Annotated in this window: 11 protein-coding genes, 1 tRNA gene and 1 pseudogene; 8 read left to right on the top strand and 5 right to left on the bottom strand. The window is 62.0% G+C overall.

All coding sequences use genetic code 11. The features are described 5' to 3' along the window. Positions 1 to 31: 31 nt before the first annotated feature. The 4 genes and pseudogenes from BF95_RS10480 (at position 32) to BF95_RS10495 (ending at position 3,636) form a co-directional block, all read left to right on the top strand. Entirely contained in the window at positions 32 to 577 is a 546-nt protein-coding gene (locus BF95_RS10480) for a glutathione peroxidase (protein ID WP_043151330.1), read from the top strand. Continuing rightward, positions 577 to 1,883: pseudogene (locus BF95_RS10485) on the top strand (M20/M25/M40 family metallo-hydrolase). The gene BF95_RS10480 and the pseudogene BF95_RS10485 overlap by 1 nt, the downstream one beginning before the upstream one ends. Positions 1,884 to 2,063: 180 nt before the next feature. After that, positions 2,064 to 3,059, top strand: coding sequence for a porphobilinogen synthase (gene hemB / locus BF95_RS10490; RefSeq protein WP_043151331.1), 996 nt, complete (start codon positions 2,064 to 2,066; stop codon positions 3,057 to 3,059). Position 3,060: 1 nt separating this feature from the next. Beyond that, the gene (locus BF95_RS10495) at positions 3,061 to 3,636 is read left to right on the top strand and encodes a gamma carbonic anhydrase family protein (protein ID WP_043151366.1); all 576 of its coding nucleotides are present in this window, start codon (positions 3,061 to 3,063) and stop codon (positions 3,634 to 3,636) included. 7 nt (positions 3,637 to 3,643) lie between these two features. On the opposite strand, the gene BF95_RS10500 is transcribed toward BF95_RS10495, so the two are convergent. From BF95_RS10500 to zwf, 5 genes are all read right to left on the bottom strand, one after another. Beyond that, the gene (locus BF95_RS10500) at positions 3,644 to 4,156 is read right to left on the bottom strand and encodes a hypothetical protein (RefSeq protein ID WP_043151367.1); all 513 of its coding nucleotides are present in this window, start codon (positions 4,154 to 4,156) and stop codon (positions 3,644 to 3,646) included. A gap of 40 nt (positions 4,157 to 4,196) precedes the next feature. Next, positions 4,197 to 4,817: a bifunctional 4-hydroxy-2-oxoglutarate aldolase/2-dehydro-3-deoxy-phosphogluconate aldolase gene (gene eda / locus BF95_RS10505; protein WP_043151333.1), complete on the bottom strand. Its 621-nt coding sequence runs from the start codon at positions 4,815 to 4,817 to the stop codon at positions 4,197 to 4,199. After that, a complete protein-coding gene (glk, locus tag BF95_RS10510) occupies positions 4,814 to 5,794 on the bottom strand; it encodes a glucokinase (RefSeq protein ID WP_043151334.1) in 981 nt (326 codons plus the stop codon). The genes eda and glk overlap by 4 nt, the downstream gene beginning before the upstream one ends. Positions 5,795 to 5,910: 116 nt before the next feature. Next, positions 5,911 to 7,737, bottom strand: a complete 1,827-nt coding sequence (edd, locus tag BF95_RS10515) for a phosphogluconate dehydratase (RefSeq protein WP_043151335.1) — start codon at positions 7,735 to 7,737, stop codon at positions 5,911 to 5,913. Beyond that, complete coding sequence (gene zwf / locus BF95_RS10520; protein WP_043151336.1) at positions 7,730 to 9,193, bottom strand: glucose-6-phosphate dehydrogenase; 1,464 nt, start codon at positions 9,191 to 9,193, stop codon at positions 7,730 to 7,732. Before zwf ends, edd begins: the two co-directional genes overlap by 8 nt. A gap of 206 nt (positions 9,194 to 9,399) precedes the next feature. On the opposite strand from zwf, the gene BF95_RS10525 reads away from it, so the two are divergent. From BF95_RS10525 to BF95_RS10540, 4 genes are all read left to right on the top strand, one after another. After that, positions 9,400 to 9,484 (top strand) — tRNA-Leu (locus tag BF95_RS10525). Positions 9,485 to 9,971: 487 nt separating this feature from the next. Then, positions 9,972 to 11,288 (top strand): tyrosine-type recombinase/integrase, encoded by a 1,317-nt coding sequence (locus BF95_RS10530; RefSeq protein WP_235209680.1) that lies wholly within the window; start codon positions 9,972 to 9,974, stop codon positions 11,286 to 11,288. Between the two features lie 491 nt (positions 11,289 to 11,779). Further along, positions 11,780 to 12,004 (top strand): helix-turn-helix transcriptional regulator, encoded by a 225-nt coding sequence (locus BF95_RS10535; protein WP_043151338.1) that lies wholly within the window; start codon positions 11,780 to 11,782, stop codon positions 12,002 to 12,004. A 207-nt stretch (positions 12,005 to 12,211) separates the two neighbouring features. Then, on the top strand, positions 12,212 to 13,720 hold the full coding sequence (locus tag BF95_RS10540; RefSeq protein WP_161774269.1) for a DUF3987 domain-containing protein: 1,509 nt from the start codon (positions 12,212 to 12,214) through the stop codon (positions 13,718 to 13,720). Positions 13,721 to 14,020: the final 300 nt, after the last annotated feature.

Genomic DNA, 14,020 nt, shown 5'->3' on the forward strand with positions numbered 1-14,020 from the left:
CAAGGTCCGCGCCCACACGAGGAGACGAAGCATGACCGACATTCAGCAGATTCCGCTCAAGACGATCAAGGGTGCCGACACCAGCCTCGCCGACTATGCGGGCAAGGTGGTTCTGGCGGTCAATGTCGCGTCCAAATGTGGTCTGACCCCGCAATATGAGGGGCTGGAGCAGCTATATGCGGCCTATAAGGACAAGGGGCTGGTGGTCGCGGGCTTCCCCGCCAATGATTTCGGCGCGCAGGAGCCGGGCAGCAATGACGAGATCGCGACCTTCTGCACCACCAATTTCGGTGTCGATTTCCCCATGTTCGAAAAGATCGTGGTGACCGGCCCGGACAAGCATCCGCTCTATGCCGCGCTGACCAGCGCGATGCCGGACGCGCAGGGAGAAGGCGATGCCTTCCGTGAGAAGCTCAAAGGCTATGGCATGACCCCCAATCCGGTGCCGGAAGTGCTGTGGAATTTCGAGAAATTCCTGATCGCCAAGGATGGCAGCGTTGCCGCCCGCTTTGCGCCGACCACCGCGCCCGATGATACGGCGCTGGTCGCGGCGATCGAAGCGGAACTCGCCAAGTGATGCGGGCAGGCCTGATCGCGGGCGCGCTGCTGCTGGCGGGCACGCCTGCCATGGCGGCGCTGTCGCCCGCCGAACGCGCCATGACGCAAAACGTCGAGGCGGGCTATGAGCCCGCGATCGGCCTGCTCGAAACCCTGGTGAACCAGAATAGCGGATCGATGAATTTCGCGGGCGTGAAGGCGGTGGCTGACATGCTGCGCCCGCAGTTCGAGGCGCTGGGCTTTACCGTGACATGGCAACCGATGGACGCCGCCAAGCGCGCCGGGCATCTGATCGCGGTGCATAAGGGCCGTGCCGGGACCACGAAGATGTTGCTCATCGGCCATCTCGACACGGTGTTCGAACCGGACTCCCCCTTCCAGACATTCGAGCGCACGGGCGACATGGCGCGTGGGCCAGGCGTGGCGGACGACAAGGGCGGCGTTGTCACGATGCTGCTGGCGTTGAAGGCGATGCAAGCGGCGGGTACGCTCAAAAATGCCAATATCGAAGTCGTGCTGACCGGCGACGAGGAAGATGCAGGCGAGCCCATCAGCATCGCGCGCGCGACCTGATCCAGGCGGGCAAGCGCGCCGACGTGGCGCTCGATTTCGAAGGGCTGAGCCAGGAGAATGGCAAGGATATGGGAGCGATCGCGCGGCGATCCTCCAATAGCTGGACGCTGACCGCGACCGGCAAGTCGGGGCATAGTTCGGGCATCTTCTCCGCCAGTGCGGGCGATGGCGCGGTCTATGAACTGGCGCGGATCATCGTCGCCTTCCGCAAGGGACTGCCCGAACCCAATCTGACCTTCAATGTCGGCCTGATCGGCGGCGGGCAGAGCGCGGACATGGACAAGGACGGGGTGCGGATCGCGGTGACCGGCAAGACCAACATCATCCCGCCCATCGCCGTGGCCAAGGGCGATTTTCGCACACTGAGCGAAGAGCAGACCGCCCGCGTGCGGGATAAAATGCAGGCGATCGTCGGGGCAGGGCATCTGCCCGGCACATCGGCCAGCATCGCCTTCGACATGGGCTATCCCTCCATGGCCCCGACGGAGGGCAACCGGGCGCTGCTGTCCAAGCTCAACGGCGTCAACGCCGATCTGGGGCTGGCGACGATGCCCGAACTTGACCCGCTCAAGCGCGGCGCAGGCGACATCAGCTTCGTTTCGCAGGATGTGGACGGCCTGATCGGCCTCGGCGTCACATCGACCGGCGACCATAGCCCGGCGGAACAGGCCGACCTGTCGAGCATGAAACGCCAGGCCAAGCGCGCCGCCATCCTGATGAGCCGCCTCGCCGAAGAGAAGGGACGGAAATAGGTCTTTCCGTCAATTTGCATACTTCCCAACGTCATTCTGAGGGGTGGCGAATAAGGAGGGCGCTTATGTTTTTTACTTCCGTTGCCGCGGGCAGGCGGAGAATAGGTCCGGCTATTTTATGGCATAGTGCGGTAGCATGCGCCCCTTGATCCCCCGCCGCCCCGCGCCTAGACCTGCGGGATGACCCATGCCCCCTATCCGGCGCTGCGCTTGCGCCGCACTCGTGCCTCGGCCTGGAGCCGGACGATGTTTGCCGAAAACCGGTTGTCGCCCGCCGACCTGATCTGGCCGCTGTTCGTGACCGAGGGGCGGCAGGTCGAAGAGCCGATCGCCGCGCTGCCCGGCGTGTCGCGCTGGTCGGTGGATGGCATTGTCGACCGCGCCCGCGAAGCGCGCGATGCGGGCATCCCCTGCCTCGCGCTGTTCCCCAACACCCAGATCGACCGGCGGAGCGACGATGGGGCCGAAGCGCTTAATCCCGATAATCTGATGTGCCGCGCCATCCGCGCGATCAAGGACGCGGTGCCCGACATTGGCATCCTGACCGACGTGGCGCTCGATCCCTATACTGCCCATGGCCAGGACGGGCTGCTGGACGAGGAAGGTTATGTCGTCAACGATGCCACCGTCGATGTGCTGATCGGCCAGTCGCTCAACCAGGCGGCGGCGGGTGCGGACATCATCGCGCCCAGCGACATGATGGATGGCCGGGTCGGCGCGATCCGCGAGGCGTTGGAGGAAACCGGCCACGCCAATGTCCAAATCATGGCCTATGCCGCGAAATATGCGAGCGCCTTTTACGGCCCCTTCCGCGACGCGGTGGGGTCGCGCGGGCTGCTGAAAGGCGACAAGAAAAATTACCAGATGGACCCGGCCAATAGCGAGGAAGCGCTGCGCGAAGTGGCGCTCGACCTAGCCGAAGGGGCGGACAGCGTGATGATCAAGCCTGGCCTGCCCTATCTCGACATTGTCCGACGGGTGAAGGAACGGTTTGAAGTGCCGGTGTTCGCCTACCAGGTGTCGGGCGAATATGCGATGATCGAACATGCCGCCGCTGCCGGTGCGGGGGACCGCGACGCGCTGATCCTCGAAACGCTGATGGCGTTCAAGCGGGCAGGCTGTTCGGGCGTGTTGACCTATCATGCGCTGCACGCCGCGCGTCTGCTGGGCGCGTAAGATGCGCGACTATCCCGATGTTTCCATCATCCCGTTCAACGGCAAGGCTCCGCTGATCCACCCCAGCGCCTTCATTGCGCCCGGATGCCGCATCATCGGTGATGTCGAAATCGGCGAGGATGCCAGCATCTGGTATAATTGCGTCATCCGGGCCGACGTGAACCGGATACGGATCGGCGCGCGCAGCAATGTGCAGGACGGCACGGTGATCCATTGTGATAGTCCGGGCGATGGTATCAGTCGCCCGAGCGAAGGCTGGCCGACGATCATCGGAGAGGATGTGCTTATCGGCCATATGGCGATCGTCCATGGCTGCACCTTGCAGGACCGGTCCTTCGTCGGGCTGGGCGCGATCGTCATGGACGGGTGCGTTGTCGAAAGCGACGGGATGCTGGCGGCGGGTGCATTGCTCTCGCCGGGCAAGACGGTGCCCCATCGCCAGCTTTGGGCGGGGCGTCCCGCCAAATATATGCGTGACCTGTCGGATGATGCGCTGGTCCAACTGCGCAGTAGTGCCAATCGTTATGTCCACTATGCCAAGGCGCATAAGGGCGCCGTGAAGGACGCGCTGGACTAAACGTCGATCAGGGCCGCGCGAGGCGGCCCTTCATCGCGTCGATCCGGTCATTTTGGCCATCCACCATTGCCAGCGTAGCGGCGCGGGCCGTGTCGATTTCCGCGAGGCCGCCCCGTTCCCGGCCGTCGGCAATGGCATTGCTGCGCTGGACATAGAGGGTGTCGAGGCTGGCGAGCGCCGACACGCTGTCGTTGCGCGCCGCTTCGAGCGCACTGATCGCAACTTGTGCCGAGACCCACGCATCGCTCGATACGGCCGTGCCCGATGCCGCTGTCGCCGCCCGATCAGCCCGCACAAAGGCGTGGTCGAACGCACTGCGCCCCTTGTCCGCCTGCGCCACATAGCGGGCGATTTCCGCCGTCAGCGGCGCATCGGCCGCAATCGGGGCCGGGGGCGGCATGATTTCCGCTACCGGCGCGCCCTCCACGGCCCGCTTGGCAAGCGAGGGGTAAGCCTGCTGCGATCCAGTGCAACCGGACAGCAGCAGGGCAAGCGTAGCAAGAAGGCGGCGCGGATTCATGGCGTCCATCTAGGCAGGTGGGCGCGCGGGCGCAATGGCGTCAGCGTGGCAGCGCAGCGGCTTCTTTGGCCAAAGCCTCGATCTTCGCCGCATCGATCGGCCCCTTGGGCACGATCCAGCTGCCGCCGACGCATTTGATAAAGGGCTGGGCCAGCCATTCGGGCGCGGATTTGGCGGTGATACCGCCAGTGGGGCAGAAGCGGGCGGTGTGCAGCGGCGCGGCCAGCGCCTTGAGCGCGGGCAGTCCGCCCGATGTTTCGGCAGGGAAGAATTTGAAATGGGTCAGACCCATATCCATGCCGCGCATGATATCGCCCGCCGTTGCCGTGCCGGGCAGGAAGGGGATTTTCGCCGCGATCGCCGCCTTGCCCAAGGGCTTGGTGAGGCCGGGGCTGACGATGAAGCGCGCGCCCGCTTCCATGGCGGCATCAAGGTCGGCCGGGTTCAGCACCGTGCCCGCGCCGACGACGGCGCCCTCGACCTTGCTCATCTCCCTAATGACATCCAGCGCGGCGGGGGTGCGCAGCGTCACTTCCAGCGCGGGCAATCCGCCCGCCACCAGAGCGCGCGCAATCGTGAGCGCATCTTCCACCCGGTCGACCACCAGCACCGGAATGACCGGGGCGAGTTCCATCACCTGTTCGACGGTCAGCTTGCTCATTTTTTCATCTCCCTAAAGGCGGCGGCGGCCCCGAACAGGCCGATTTCATCATGGACGGCCAGGCGGATCGGTACGCTCGCCATCAGGCTTTCGAACCTCCCCTTGGCCTTGAAACGGGTGTGGAAACCGCTGTGCGGCAGGAAGTCGCGCATCCGCTGCGTCAGCCCGCCCGCCAGCACGACGGCATGGGGGCCATGGGCCAGCGCCAGGTCGCCCGCGACCGACCCATAGCAGAGGCAAAAGCGTTCGAGCGCGGCGCGGGCGAACGGGTCGGTCCCGTCGAGCGCAGTTTGCCACAATTCGGGGTCTTCCATCAGCATGACCCGGTCATGGCCGATCGTCGCCATCGCCTTATAGATATAGTTGAGGCCCGGCCCCGACACGATCCGCTCGGTCGATACGCGCAGGAATTTGTCGCGCAGATAGGAGAGGATCTTCTCCTCCATATGATCGAGCGGCGCGAAGTCGAGATGGCCGCCTTCGGTCGCGATCACATGGGGATGGCCGTCATCATAAGCGATCATCGCCACGCCAAGGCCGGTGCCGGGGCCAAGGATGGTGACCCCGCCATCGCGTGGAAACGGCCGATCCTTACCAAATATCAACGGGAGGTTCTCATCGGGCAGGCGAGACACGGCATGGGCCACGGCCTCGAAATCATTGACCAACCGCACGCTGCGCATGCCCAGATCGGCCGCCAGCGTATCGGCGTGGATCACCCAATTGCTGTTGGTCAGTTTGATGACTTCGCGCCCGATGGCAGTGGCAAAGGCGATGGCCGCGGCGTTCGGCAGCGGCGTTTCGTCGGCCTTCGCTTCGTCATTGACGAAGGCCTGCCAGCAGGATTGCAGGCTGGGATAGTCGGCGACCTTATATTTGCGCACCGTGCCCAGCGTCGGCACGCCACGTTCGTCCAGCGATGCGCGGGCAAAGCGCGCGTTGGTGCCACCAATGTCGGCGGCGATGATGTCGGTCATCAGGGCATCCCATTCTTTTTATCCGTCATCCCAGCGAAAGCTGGGATCTCCCTGTCTTCGACCAATGCAAGGGGGAAGAAGGGAGATGCCAGCTTTCGCTGGGATGACGGTGGATTTTAGATTTCGGCTTCCATCGCCGCCAGCAATGGCGACGCGCCTTGTTCAGCCAGGTCGCTATGATGGCGGAACAGCGCGAACAACTCCCGGCCCGTATCATAGGGCGGAGGCGGGGCAGGGGCGATCTCCCGCGCGTCCCACTCCGCCGCATCGACGAGCGCTTCGATCACGCCATCCTCGGCACAGACCCGGACTTTATCGCCGTCGCGCAGCTTGCCGATCGCGCCGCCGCCCAAGGCTTCGGGCGACAGATGGATGGCGGCGGGCACCTTGCCGGATGCGCCGGACATGCGCCCGTCGGTCACCAGCGCGACCTTGAACCCGCGATCCTGCAGCACGCCTAGCGCCGGGGTCAGTTTGTGCAGTTCAGGCATGCCGTTCGCCTTCGGCCCCTGGAAGCGGACGACGACGATGACGTCGCGCTCCAGTTCACCCGCTTTGAAGGCGCGCAGCACGTCGTCCTGCGTATGGAAGACGGCGGCAGGCGCTTCAATCGTCCACAGCGCCGGGTCGACCGCGCTGACCTTCATGACGCAGCGGCCAAGATTGCCCGCGAGCAAGCGCATGCCGCCATCCGCGCTGAATGGATTGGAGACAGGACGCAGCATATTTTCGTCACGCGACGCGGGCACGTCACGCCATTGCAGCGCTTCGTCTTCCAGCACCGGCTCCTTGCCATAGTCGGTCAGGTTGCCGCGCGCGACAGTCAGGATATCGCGGTGGAGCAGGCCGCTGTCTAGCAGTTCGCGGATGATGAAGCTCATGCCGCCCGCCGCATGGAAATGGTTCACATCGCCCGATCCATTGGGATAGACCCGCGCCAGCAGCGGCACGACATTGGAGATTTCGGCAAAGTCGGTCCAGTCGATGGCGATGCCAGCGGCCCGCGCGATCGCGGGCAGATGGATCGCATGGTTGGTCGAGCCGCCTGTGGCCATCAAGCCGATGATCGCGTTGACGATCGCCTTTTCATCCACGCAATGGCCGAGCGGGCGATAATCCTCGCCATCCCACCCAATGCTGGTCAGTCGATGCGTCGCCGCGCGGGTCAATTCGCTGCGCAGCTTCGTGCCCGGATTGACGAACGAGGCGCAGGGCATGTGCAAGCCCATCACTTCCATCATCATCTGATTGGAGTTCGCCGTGCCGTAGAATGTGCAGGTGCCAGCGCCATGATAGCTGGCACTTTCGGACTCCAACAATTCGTCGCGGCCCACTTTCCCTTCGGCATAGAGCTGACGGATGCGGACCTTTTCCTTGTTCGCGAGCCCGGAGGGCATCGGTCCTGCAGGAATGAGGATGGTGGGCAGATGGCCAAAACGCAGCGCGCCCATCAACAGACCCGGTACGATCTTGTCGCAAATGCCGAGCAGCGCGACGCCTTCGAACATCGCATGGCTGAGCGACACGGCAGTCGACAGCGCGATCGTGTCACGGCTGAACAGCGACAATTCCATGCCCGATTGGCCCTGCGTCACGCCGTCGCACATGGCGGGTACGCCGCCCGCGACCTGCGCCGTGGCACCCACTTCGCGCGCCGCGATCTTGATCTGCTCGGGGTAGCGGCCATAAGGCTGATGCGCCGAGAGCATGTCATTATAGGCGGTGACGATGCCGATATTCATCGCGCGCCCGGTGCGGATGGCGGGCTTGTCCTCGCCGCTGGCGGCAAAGCCATGGGCCAGATTGCCGCAGGATAGTTGGTCGCGATTGGTGCCCGCTTCGCGCCCGCGCTCGATCAGGTCGAGATAGGCGCGGCGACGCTTGGCACTTCGCGCGACGATGCGCTCGGTCACCTTGGCGATTACGGGGTTTAGTTCAGTCATGCCAGCTTGCTCCGTCTCGTTCGATAAGGGCAATGGCCGATGACGGCCCCCAGTTCCCCGATGAATAGGCGGCGGGCTTCATATTGGCCTCTTTCCACCCGTCTATGATCGAATCGATCCATGTCCATTGCGCCTCGACCTCGTCGCGGCGCACGAACAGGGTCTGGTCCCCTGCTAGCAGGTCCAGGATCAGCCGTTCATAGGCGATCCGCCGGCGCTGCCCGGCAAAGGCAGCGGTCAGCGATACGTCCAGCGTCACTTCGTCCAGCAGCACCTGGCGCTCCAGCCCCGGCCGCTTCGACATGATGAGCAGGCGAATATATTCCTCCGGCTGCAACCGGATGATCAGCGTATTGGGCTCCAGCCCGGTTCCATGCCCGTCGCGGCCGAAGATGGAATGGCGCACCGGCTTGAACTGGATCATGATTTCGGACTGGCGTGCGGGCATCCGCTTGCCGGTGCGCAGGTAGAAGGGCACGCCCTGCCAGCGCCAATTATCGATATGCGCCTTCAGCGCCACGAAGGTTTCCGTATCCGATGGCTGGCCAAGTTCATCGGCATAGCCGGTCACGATCTGGCCGCCGACCGCGCCCGGCGTATATTGGCCGCGTACGCTATGCGTCTTGACCGTTTCCGCTGTCATCGGCCGCAACGACCGCAGCGCCTTCACCTTCTCGTCGCGCACGGCGGTTGGGTCCATGCGGGCGGGCGGCTCCATCGCGATGATCGACAGGATCTGCAGCATGTGATTCTGCACCATGTCGCGCAAGGCACCGACGCCGTCATAATAGGATACGCGCCCTTCCAGCCCCACGGTCTCGCCGACGGTGATCTGAACATGGTCGATCGCGGTGGCATTCCACAGCGGCTCGAACATCACATTGCCAAAGCGCAGCGCCAACAGGTTCTGCACCGTTTCCTTACCCAGATAATGGTCGACGCGGAAAATCTGCTCTTCAGCGAACATCGCGCCGATGCCGTCATTGACCTCCTTGGAGGATGCCAGATCCTTGCCGATGGGCTTTTCCATCGCGATCCGCGTCAGCGGCGTGATGAGGCCCGCTTCGGCCAGCCCTTGCGCTGTGGGCGCGAACAGCGACGGGGGGGTGGAAAGATAGACCGACAGGCCGCGGTCGAGCCGCCCGTCGATACGCTCGGCCAGCGCCACGAACTGGTCCGCCTTGCCCGCCTCGACCGGTTGATAGACGATCATCTGGCCAAATGTCGCAGCGGTATCGGCATCATAGCGATCCGCCGCCAGAAACTGGCGCAACGCGGCATCGACATCACCACGAAAATCCTCGTCGCTCATCGGCGACCGTGCCGACGCGACGATCAGAAAATCGTCGGGCAGCAAATTATCGGCGAGCAGATTATAGAGCGATGGAAAGATCATGCGGCGCGCCAGATCACCAGTGGCGCCAAATAACAGGAACGTAGCAGACGATTCGGTCAAAGGATGGTCCTTCTCCGTTGAAATTATCTATGTCTGCACGAAGCGGGCTTATAACGTACGCGGATCATAGCGCAACCCAGGCTATCGCCCCTTTGCGCGCACCGCAACACATGCCGAAATCGGCGCTAATCGATCCTTGGGACAGGCAAGCCCATTTTCGGCTGGACGATCGCGTCGGATTTTGCCATTTGGCCTCTCCCAGCCGTGCGGGCGTGGTGAAACTGGTAGACGCGCCGGACTCAAAATCCGGTTCCGCAAGGAGTGTCGGTTCGATTCCGACCGCCCGCACCATTCTTCTACAGAATGATCTTCAGTCTCGTGCAAACTGCGCGGCTTTTCCCCATGCCGAGGCATGGCGGCTTGAATTCAACGATCGCAGCATCAAGGGCTTTGGATGTGTTGCTCGGCAACGCCCCATGGCCGCGTGCTGCGGTTTGAGGATGGCGACTCTCTTGCTTGAGCGGTGCATCTTGGTCAGCAGCATAATATGGCCGCTCGCACTCCTGCGCGAATGCGCAGCAGTGTGATGGTGTCATCATCTAAGATGCAAGTTGCTTTTATCTTTGGAAAATATGGTGGACGCACTTGGGCTCGAACCAAGGACCCGCTGATTAAGAGTTTGACTGCTACGAGGTTTGCGCAAGTTTGCAGAGGTATGCGCAGGTATGTAAGTATCTTGATATTAAACGGAAATTAGCCCGTGGACGGTATGTGCAAGTTAGCGTAAGTATATGCAGCGCTCTTACACTGTTCTTACACGAGGCACGCTATGCCAAAAATGAAGCTCACCAAAACGAATATCGACCGGGTGCGGAAACCTGGCACCGGCACGGTCATCTATGTGGACACCGAGACCAAGGGGTTCGGTTTGCGCGTCACAGCCTCCGGTGCAGCCAGCTTCATTGTCCAGCGCATGATCGCGGGGCAGAGCAAAGAGCGGCGCATTACCATTGGCGAGTATGGTGTGTTCACCGTCGATCAGGCGCGAACGGTCGCGGAGGAATACATTCGCACGATGAAAATGGGCATCGACCCCATCGAGGTGAAAAAGGCGGAAATTGCGAAGCGGGCAGAGGACGAACTTCTGGCAGTGTCGCTTCAGGAAGTTTTGGAATCGTATGTGGCCCGACCGGGTAAGCTGAAAGCCAGCACGGCAGCGGAGTATCGCCGTCACGTCGAGAAGGTGTTCGCGTCTTGGAAGGACAAGCCCATCGCCAGCATCACGCGCGATATGGTGCAGGAGCGCCATCGGGAGATTGCTGAAAAGGGTCTCGAAGGGAAGAAGGCTGCACCCGCCAGCGCCAATGCGGCGTTCGTCACGCTCCGCATCCTGTTTCGGTATGCAATGGACGAATACGTTCGCGCTGACGGGGAGCCAGTCATTGAGCGTAACCCTGTGACCGCGCTCAAAAATCATTGGGCGGAGACAGGCGACCGCACCGAACGCTATATCGACAAGGCGAAGGTGGGCGCGGTGTGGAACAAGCTACAAGAAGATCGCGCAGACCCGCGTAGCCGGGATGCGCTTGCTGGTATCGACCTCACCATCTTCCTTCTGCTGACCGGCGCGCGTCGTGACGAAGCTGCGGCGCTGACATGGGATCGCGTGGTTATTGATGACCACAACCCGTCCGAGAGCCGCTGGCATCTGATAAACCGCAAGCGTGGCAAGCCCATCTGGCTCCCGCTCAGCAGTCAGGCCGTTGCGCTGCTCAAGTCCCGCCCGCGCCGCACGCTGGAGGACGGCACGGAAAGTCCGTTTGTGTTCCCGTCATGGGGCAAGACCGGGCGGATTATGGACGCGCGTGCCACGATGGAAACCGTGGGCGAGATAGCCGGTCAGCACCTGTCGCTCCACGACCTCCGCCGCACGTTCACCAACATCTGCATACGCGAATGCCGAGTTGGCAAGTTCGAGACTGATCTGCTCACCGGCCACAAACCGCCCAAGAACGACACCACATCGAACAATTATTTCGACCTGACGAACCTGCAATGGCTTCACAAGGAGGTCCAGCAAATCGGTGATTGGATTGAGCAGCAGGGGTTGATTGCCGCCGCTGGCAACGTGGTCGCGCTGCCCAAGCGAGCGTGATGCACGGCGGGGAGCGCACAGCCGAGCGCACAGGGGGCGACGGTAGCGCGCCGCAGGGTTAGGGGCGGCAGCGCGGCGATCGCGCCCCACGCCGCCTTACAGCGAAGGTCGGCCCAGCCAGCCCAAATTGCGCTTTTCAGGCAAAATCGGTCGGAGCCGGCCCCCCGCCAAATCACCCCCTGATCGGTTTACGAAACAAAAATCTGCCGACCTGATCTTTGCCGATCAGTGGCGCGGCTGTGGTGTATAGTGTGTATAGTTTATCGCACTGCTGGCGGACCCTCAAACCATACACACCCTACATCAAAGTGTAGCCAGATGCCGCAAGTAAAAAGTTGCCGGAACTGCGCATATTATCAAACACTTTCCCAACATACTTATATATACTGTTGCTACTGCACTGCCTCGATACTTGGGGCATCCAGTAATCCTATCGGCTCCATGGTGGAGCGTTCACCCTGACGCTTGGTTACAGCGGATGGAGCCGATGAGTGACCACACTTCTGAACAGCAACGCCGCTGCCTCCGCGCTGGGCATTTCGCCCGTCACCCTGAAAATCTGGCGGTGCAAGGGCAAGGGGCCGCGCTTCATTAAGCTGGGCGAGTCCAAGCAGGCCGGTGTCGCATACGACCCCGCCGAGATCGAGGCGTGGAAGGCAGCGCGCACCTTCACCAGCACCAGCGCCGCGACCGTGAGCCACCCCGGCAACGCATGACCCCATTCATGAATAGGCGGCAGGGAGCCACCCCCACCGCCCGGAGTATCAAAGTGAACAGCACCAATGTAACCGAAAGCGGCGATAGGTCGCAAACATCATGCCCCGAACATTATTGGCAATTTTCGTGCAGCGCTAAAAATTGTTCGGATGCAGATGGCGATGGGCAGAAATCCCCTCCTAGCCCGACCCGGCAGGAGGTGCGTCATGGTTGAGCAGCCTCATATCACCCTTGGTCCCAACTTCTTCGCTAAGGCTGATGCAGAACTTGCGCGCATTCAGGCAGAGCAGAGGGCAGACTTCCAACGGAAGCTTGATGCAGCAGCGCAGGCATCGGGTGGCGGCGCATATGCTGCTGACGTTCCCGCGCCACCCGTGCAAGGTGCGCTGCCCATGCCACCGGGCTTCGTCGGGGACGTGGCGCGCTTCATCTATCAGAACGCACTGCTCCCGGTGCCGGAGGTTGCTATCACGGCGGCGCTAGGGTTCATGGCTGGTATCTGTGGCAAGGTTTGGGTGATCCCCAAGAGCGGCCTCAACCTGTATATCGTCCTCGTGGCCCGGTCGGGCATTGGCAAGGAGGCGATGCACGACGGCATTTCGGACCTGATTAACGCCGCACTGCCGCTCTGCCCAGTGGCAGGGAACTTCGTTGACTTCACCGAATACGCATCTGGACCAGCGCTCATTAAGGCGTGCGCGCACAACCAATGTTTCGTGAATGTGAGCGCGGAAATCGGGCGCAGGTTCCTTGCTATGTCAGCGAACAGAGATCCGAGTATGCAGACGCTCAGAACACAGATGACAAACCTCTACAGCAAGTCCGCTCCGAACAGTGTCACGGGCGGGATCACCTACAGCGACCAAGACAAGAATGTGGAGTCGGTGAAGGGGATCGCGTTCAGCATCGTTGGCGAGACGACACCGGGGACGTTTTACGAGTCCCTGACGCCCGCCATGATGGAGGACGGCTTCATGTCACGGTTCTGCGTCATTGAATATCTCGGCGACAGGCCAGAAAAGAACCGCGCTCAGATCGAATGCCCGCCTGAAAAGCTGGTGACGTATCTCGCCGGACTTATGACCCATTCAGACATGTCTATCGGAGCGGGCAATAATCAGACGGTGGCATACAGCGCGGGTGCGTGGGAGCTGCTTGAGCGGTTTGACGGGAAGTGCGCTGAGGGCGTCCGCGCGTCGGGCGACGACGAGGCAAAGCGGCAAGTGTGGAACCGTTCCCACCTTAAGGCCCTTCGGATCGCTGCCCTGCTCGCTGTCGGTGATAACTACCTCAATCCCGTTGTAACCGAAGAGCAAGCGCAGTGGGCCATCGGTCTCGTTGAATACGGCAACGGCACGTTCTTGGGTCGCATTGACGCTGGCGAGGTGGGCGTCGGCACTGACAGCGGGCGCGAGCAGAAGGTGATCGACTTGTGCGTTGAGTTCCTTCGACTCCCTGATAACCACAAAAAGCTGGCTGACTATAAGCATGGCAAGGCGATGCGGGATGCAGGTATCGTTCCGCGCAGATACATTCAGCAGCGAACCCAACGCCTGTCCATGTTCGAGAACCATCCGCTCAAACATACGGCGGCTATGGTTGGCGCGATCAAGTCCGCCATGGCGAACGGCAAACTGCTGGAAGTGAAGCGCGTCGCGATGGGGGAGAGCTATAACTATCACGGCGAGGGTTACAGGCTGGTTGATCCCGGTTGAGCGATAGTATTCGCGGGCTGCCGCCGGTGGGCGCGTTAGCCTTGCAGCCCGCGCCACTACCTGACCTTCGGGCTATAGGCAGCCCGCTATAGCCTCGGCGAGGCTAACGCCCCAAACCCGCGAAAACCCTAGGGATTTTATGTAAAATATGTGTGTGTTAGTGTGTTAGCCATACTACCCCCGATCTCTCGTATTTCGCCAGAAAGAGCGTTATTTGGGTCATATATTTACTCTCTAGGGAGGCTACACGCTATTGCACTACAGCCGGTCCCGTGCGCTGCCCTGTGGTCATTCCGGCAT

Source organism: Sphingobium sp. Ant17 (assembly GCF_000588875.1).
Classification (GTDB): domain Bacteria; phylum Pseudomonadota; class Alphaproteobacteria; order Sphingomonadales; family Sphingomonadaceae; genus Sphingobium.

Coding starts and splice junctions, on each gene's coding strand:
- BF95_RS10480 (WP_043151330.1), top strand. CDS start 32: ATGACCGACATTCAGCAGATTCCGCTCAAGACGATCAAGGGTGCCGAC.
- hemB (WP_043151331.1), top strand. CDS start 2,064: ATGACCCATGCCCCCTATCCGGCGCTGCGCTTGCGCCGCACTCGTGCC.
- BF95_RS10495 (WP_043151366.1), top strand. CDS start 3,061: ATGCGCGACTATCCCGATGTTTCCATCATCCCGTTCAACGGCAAGGCT.
- BF95_RS10500 (WP_043151367.1), bottom strand. CDS start 4,156: ATGAATCCGCGCCGCCTTCTTGCTACGCTTGCCCTGCTGCTGTCCGGT.
- eda (WP_043151333.1), bottom strand. CDS start 4,817: ATGAGCAAGCTGACCGTCGAACAGGTGATGGAACTCGCCCCGGTCATT.
- glk (WP_043151334.1), bottom strand. CDS start 5,794: ATGACCGACATCATCGCCGCCGACATTGGTGGCACCAACGCGCGCTTT.
- edd (WP_043151335.1), bottom strand. CDS start 7,737: ATGACTGAACTAAACCCCGTAATCGCCAAGGTGACCGAGCGCATCGTC.
- BF95_RS10530 (WP_235209680.1), top strand. CDS start 9,972: ATGAAGCTCACCAAAACGAATATCGACCGGGTGCGGAAACCTGGCACC.
- BF95_RS10540 (WP_161774269.1), top strand. CDS start 12,212: ATGGTTGAGCAGCCTCATATCACCCTTGGTCCCAACTTCTTCGCTAAG.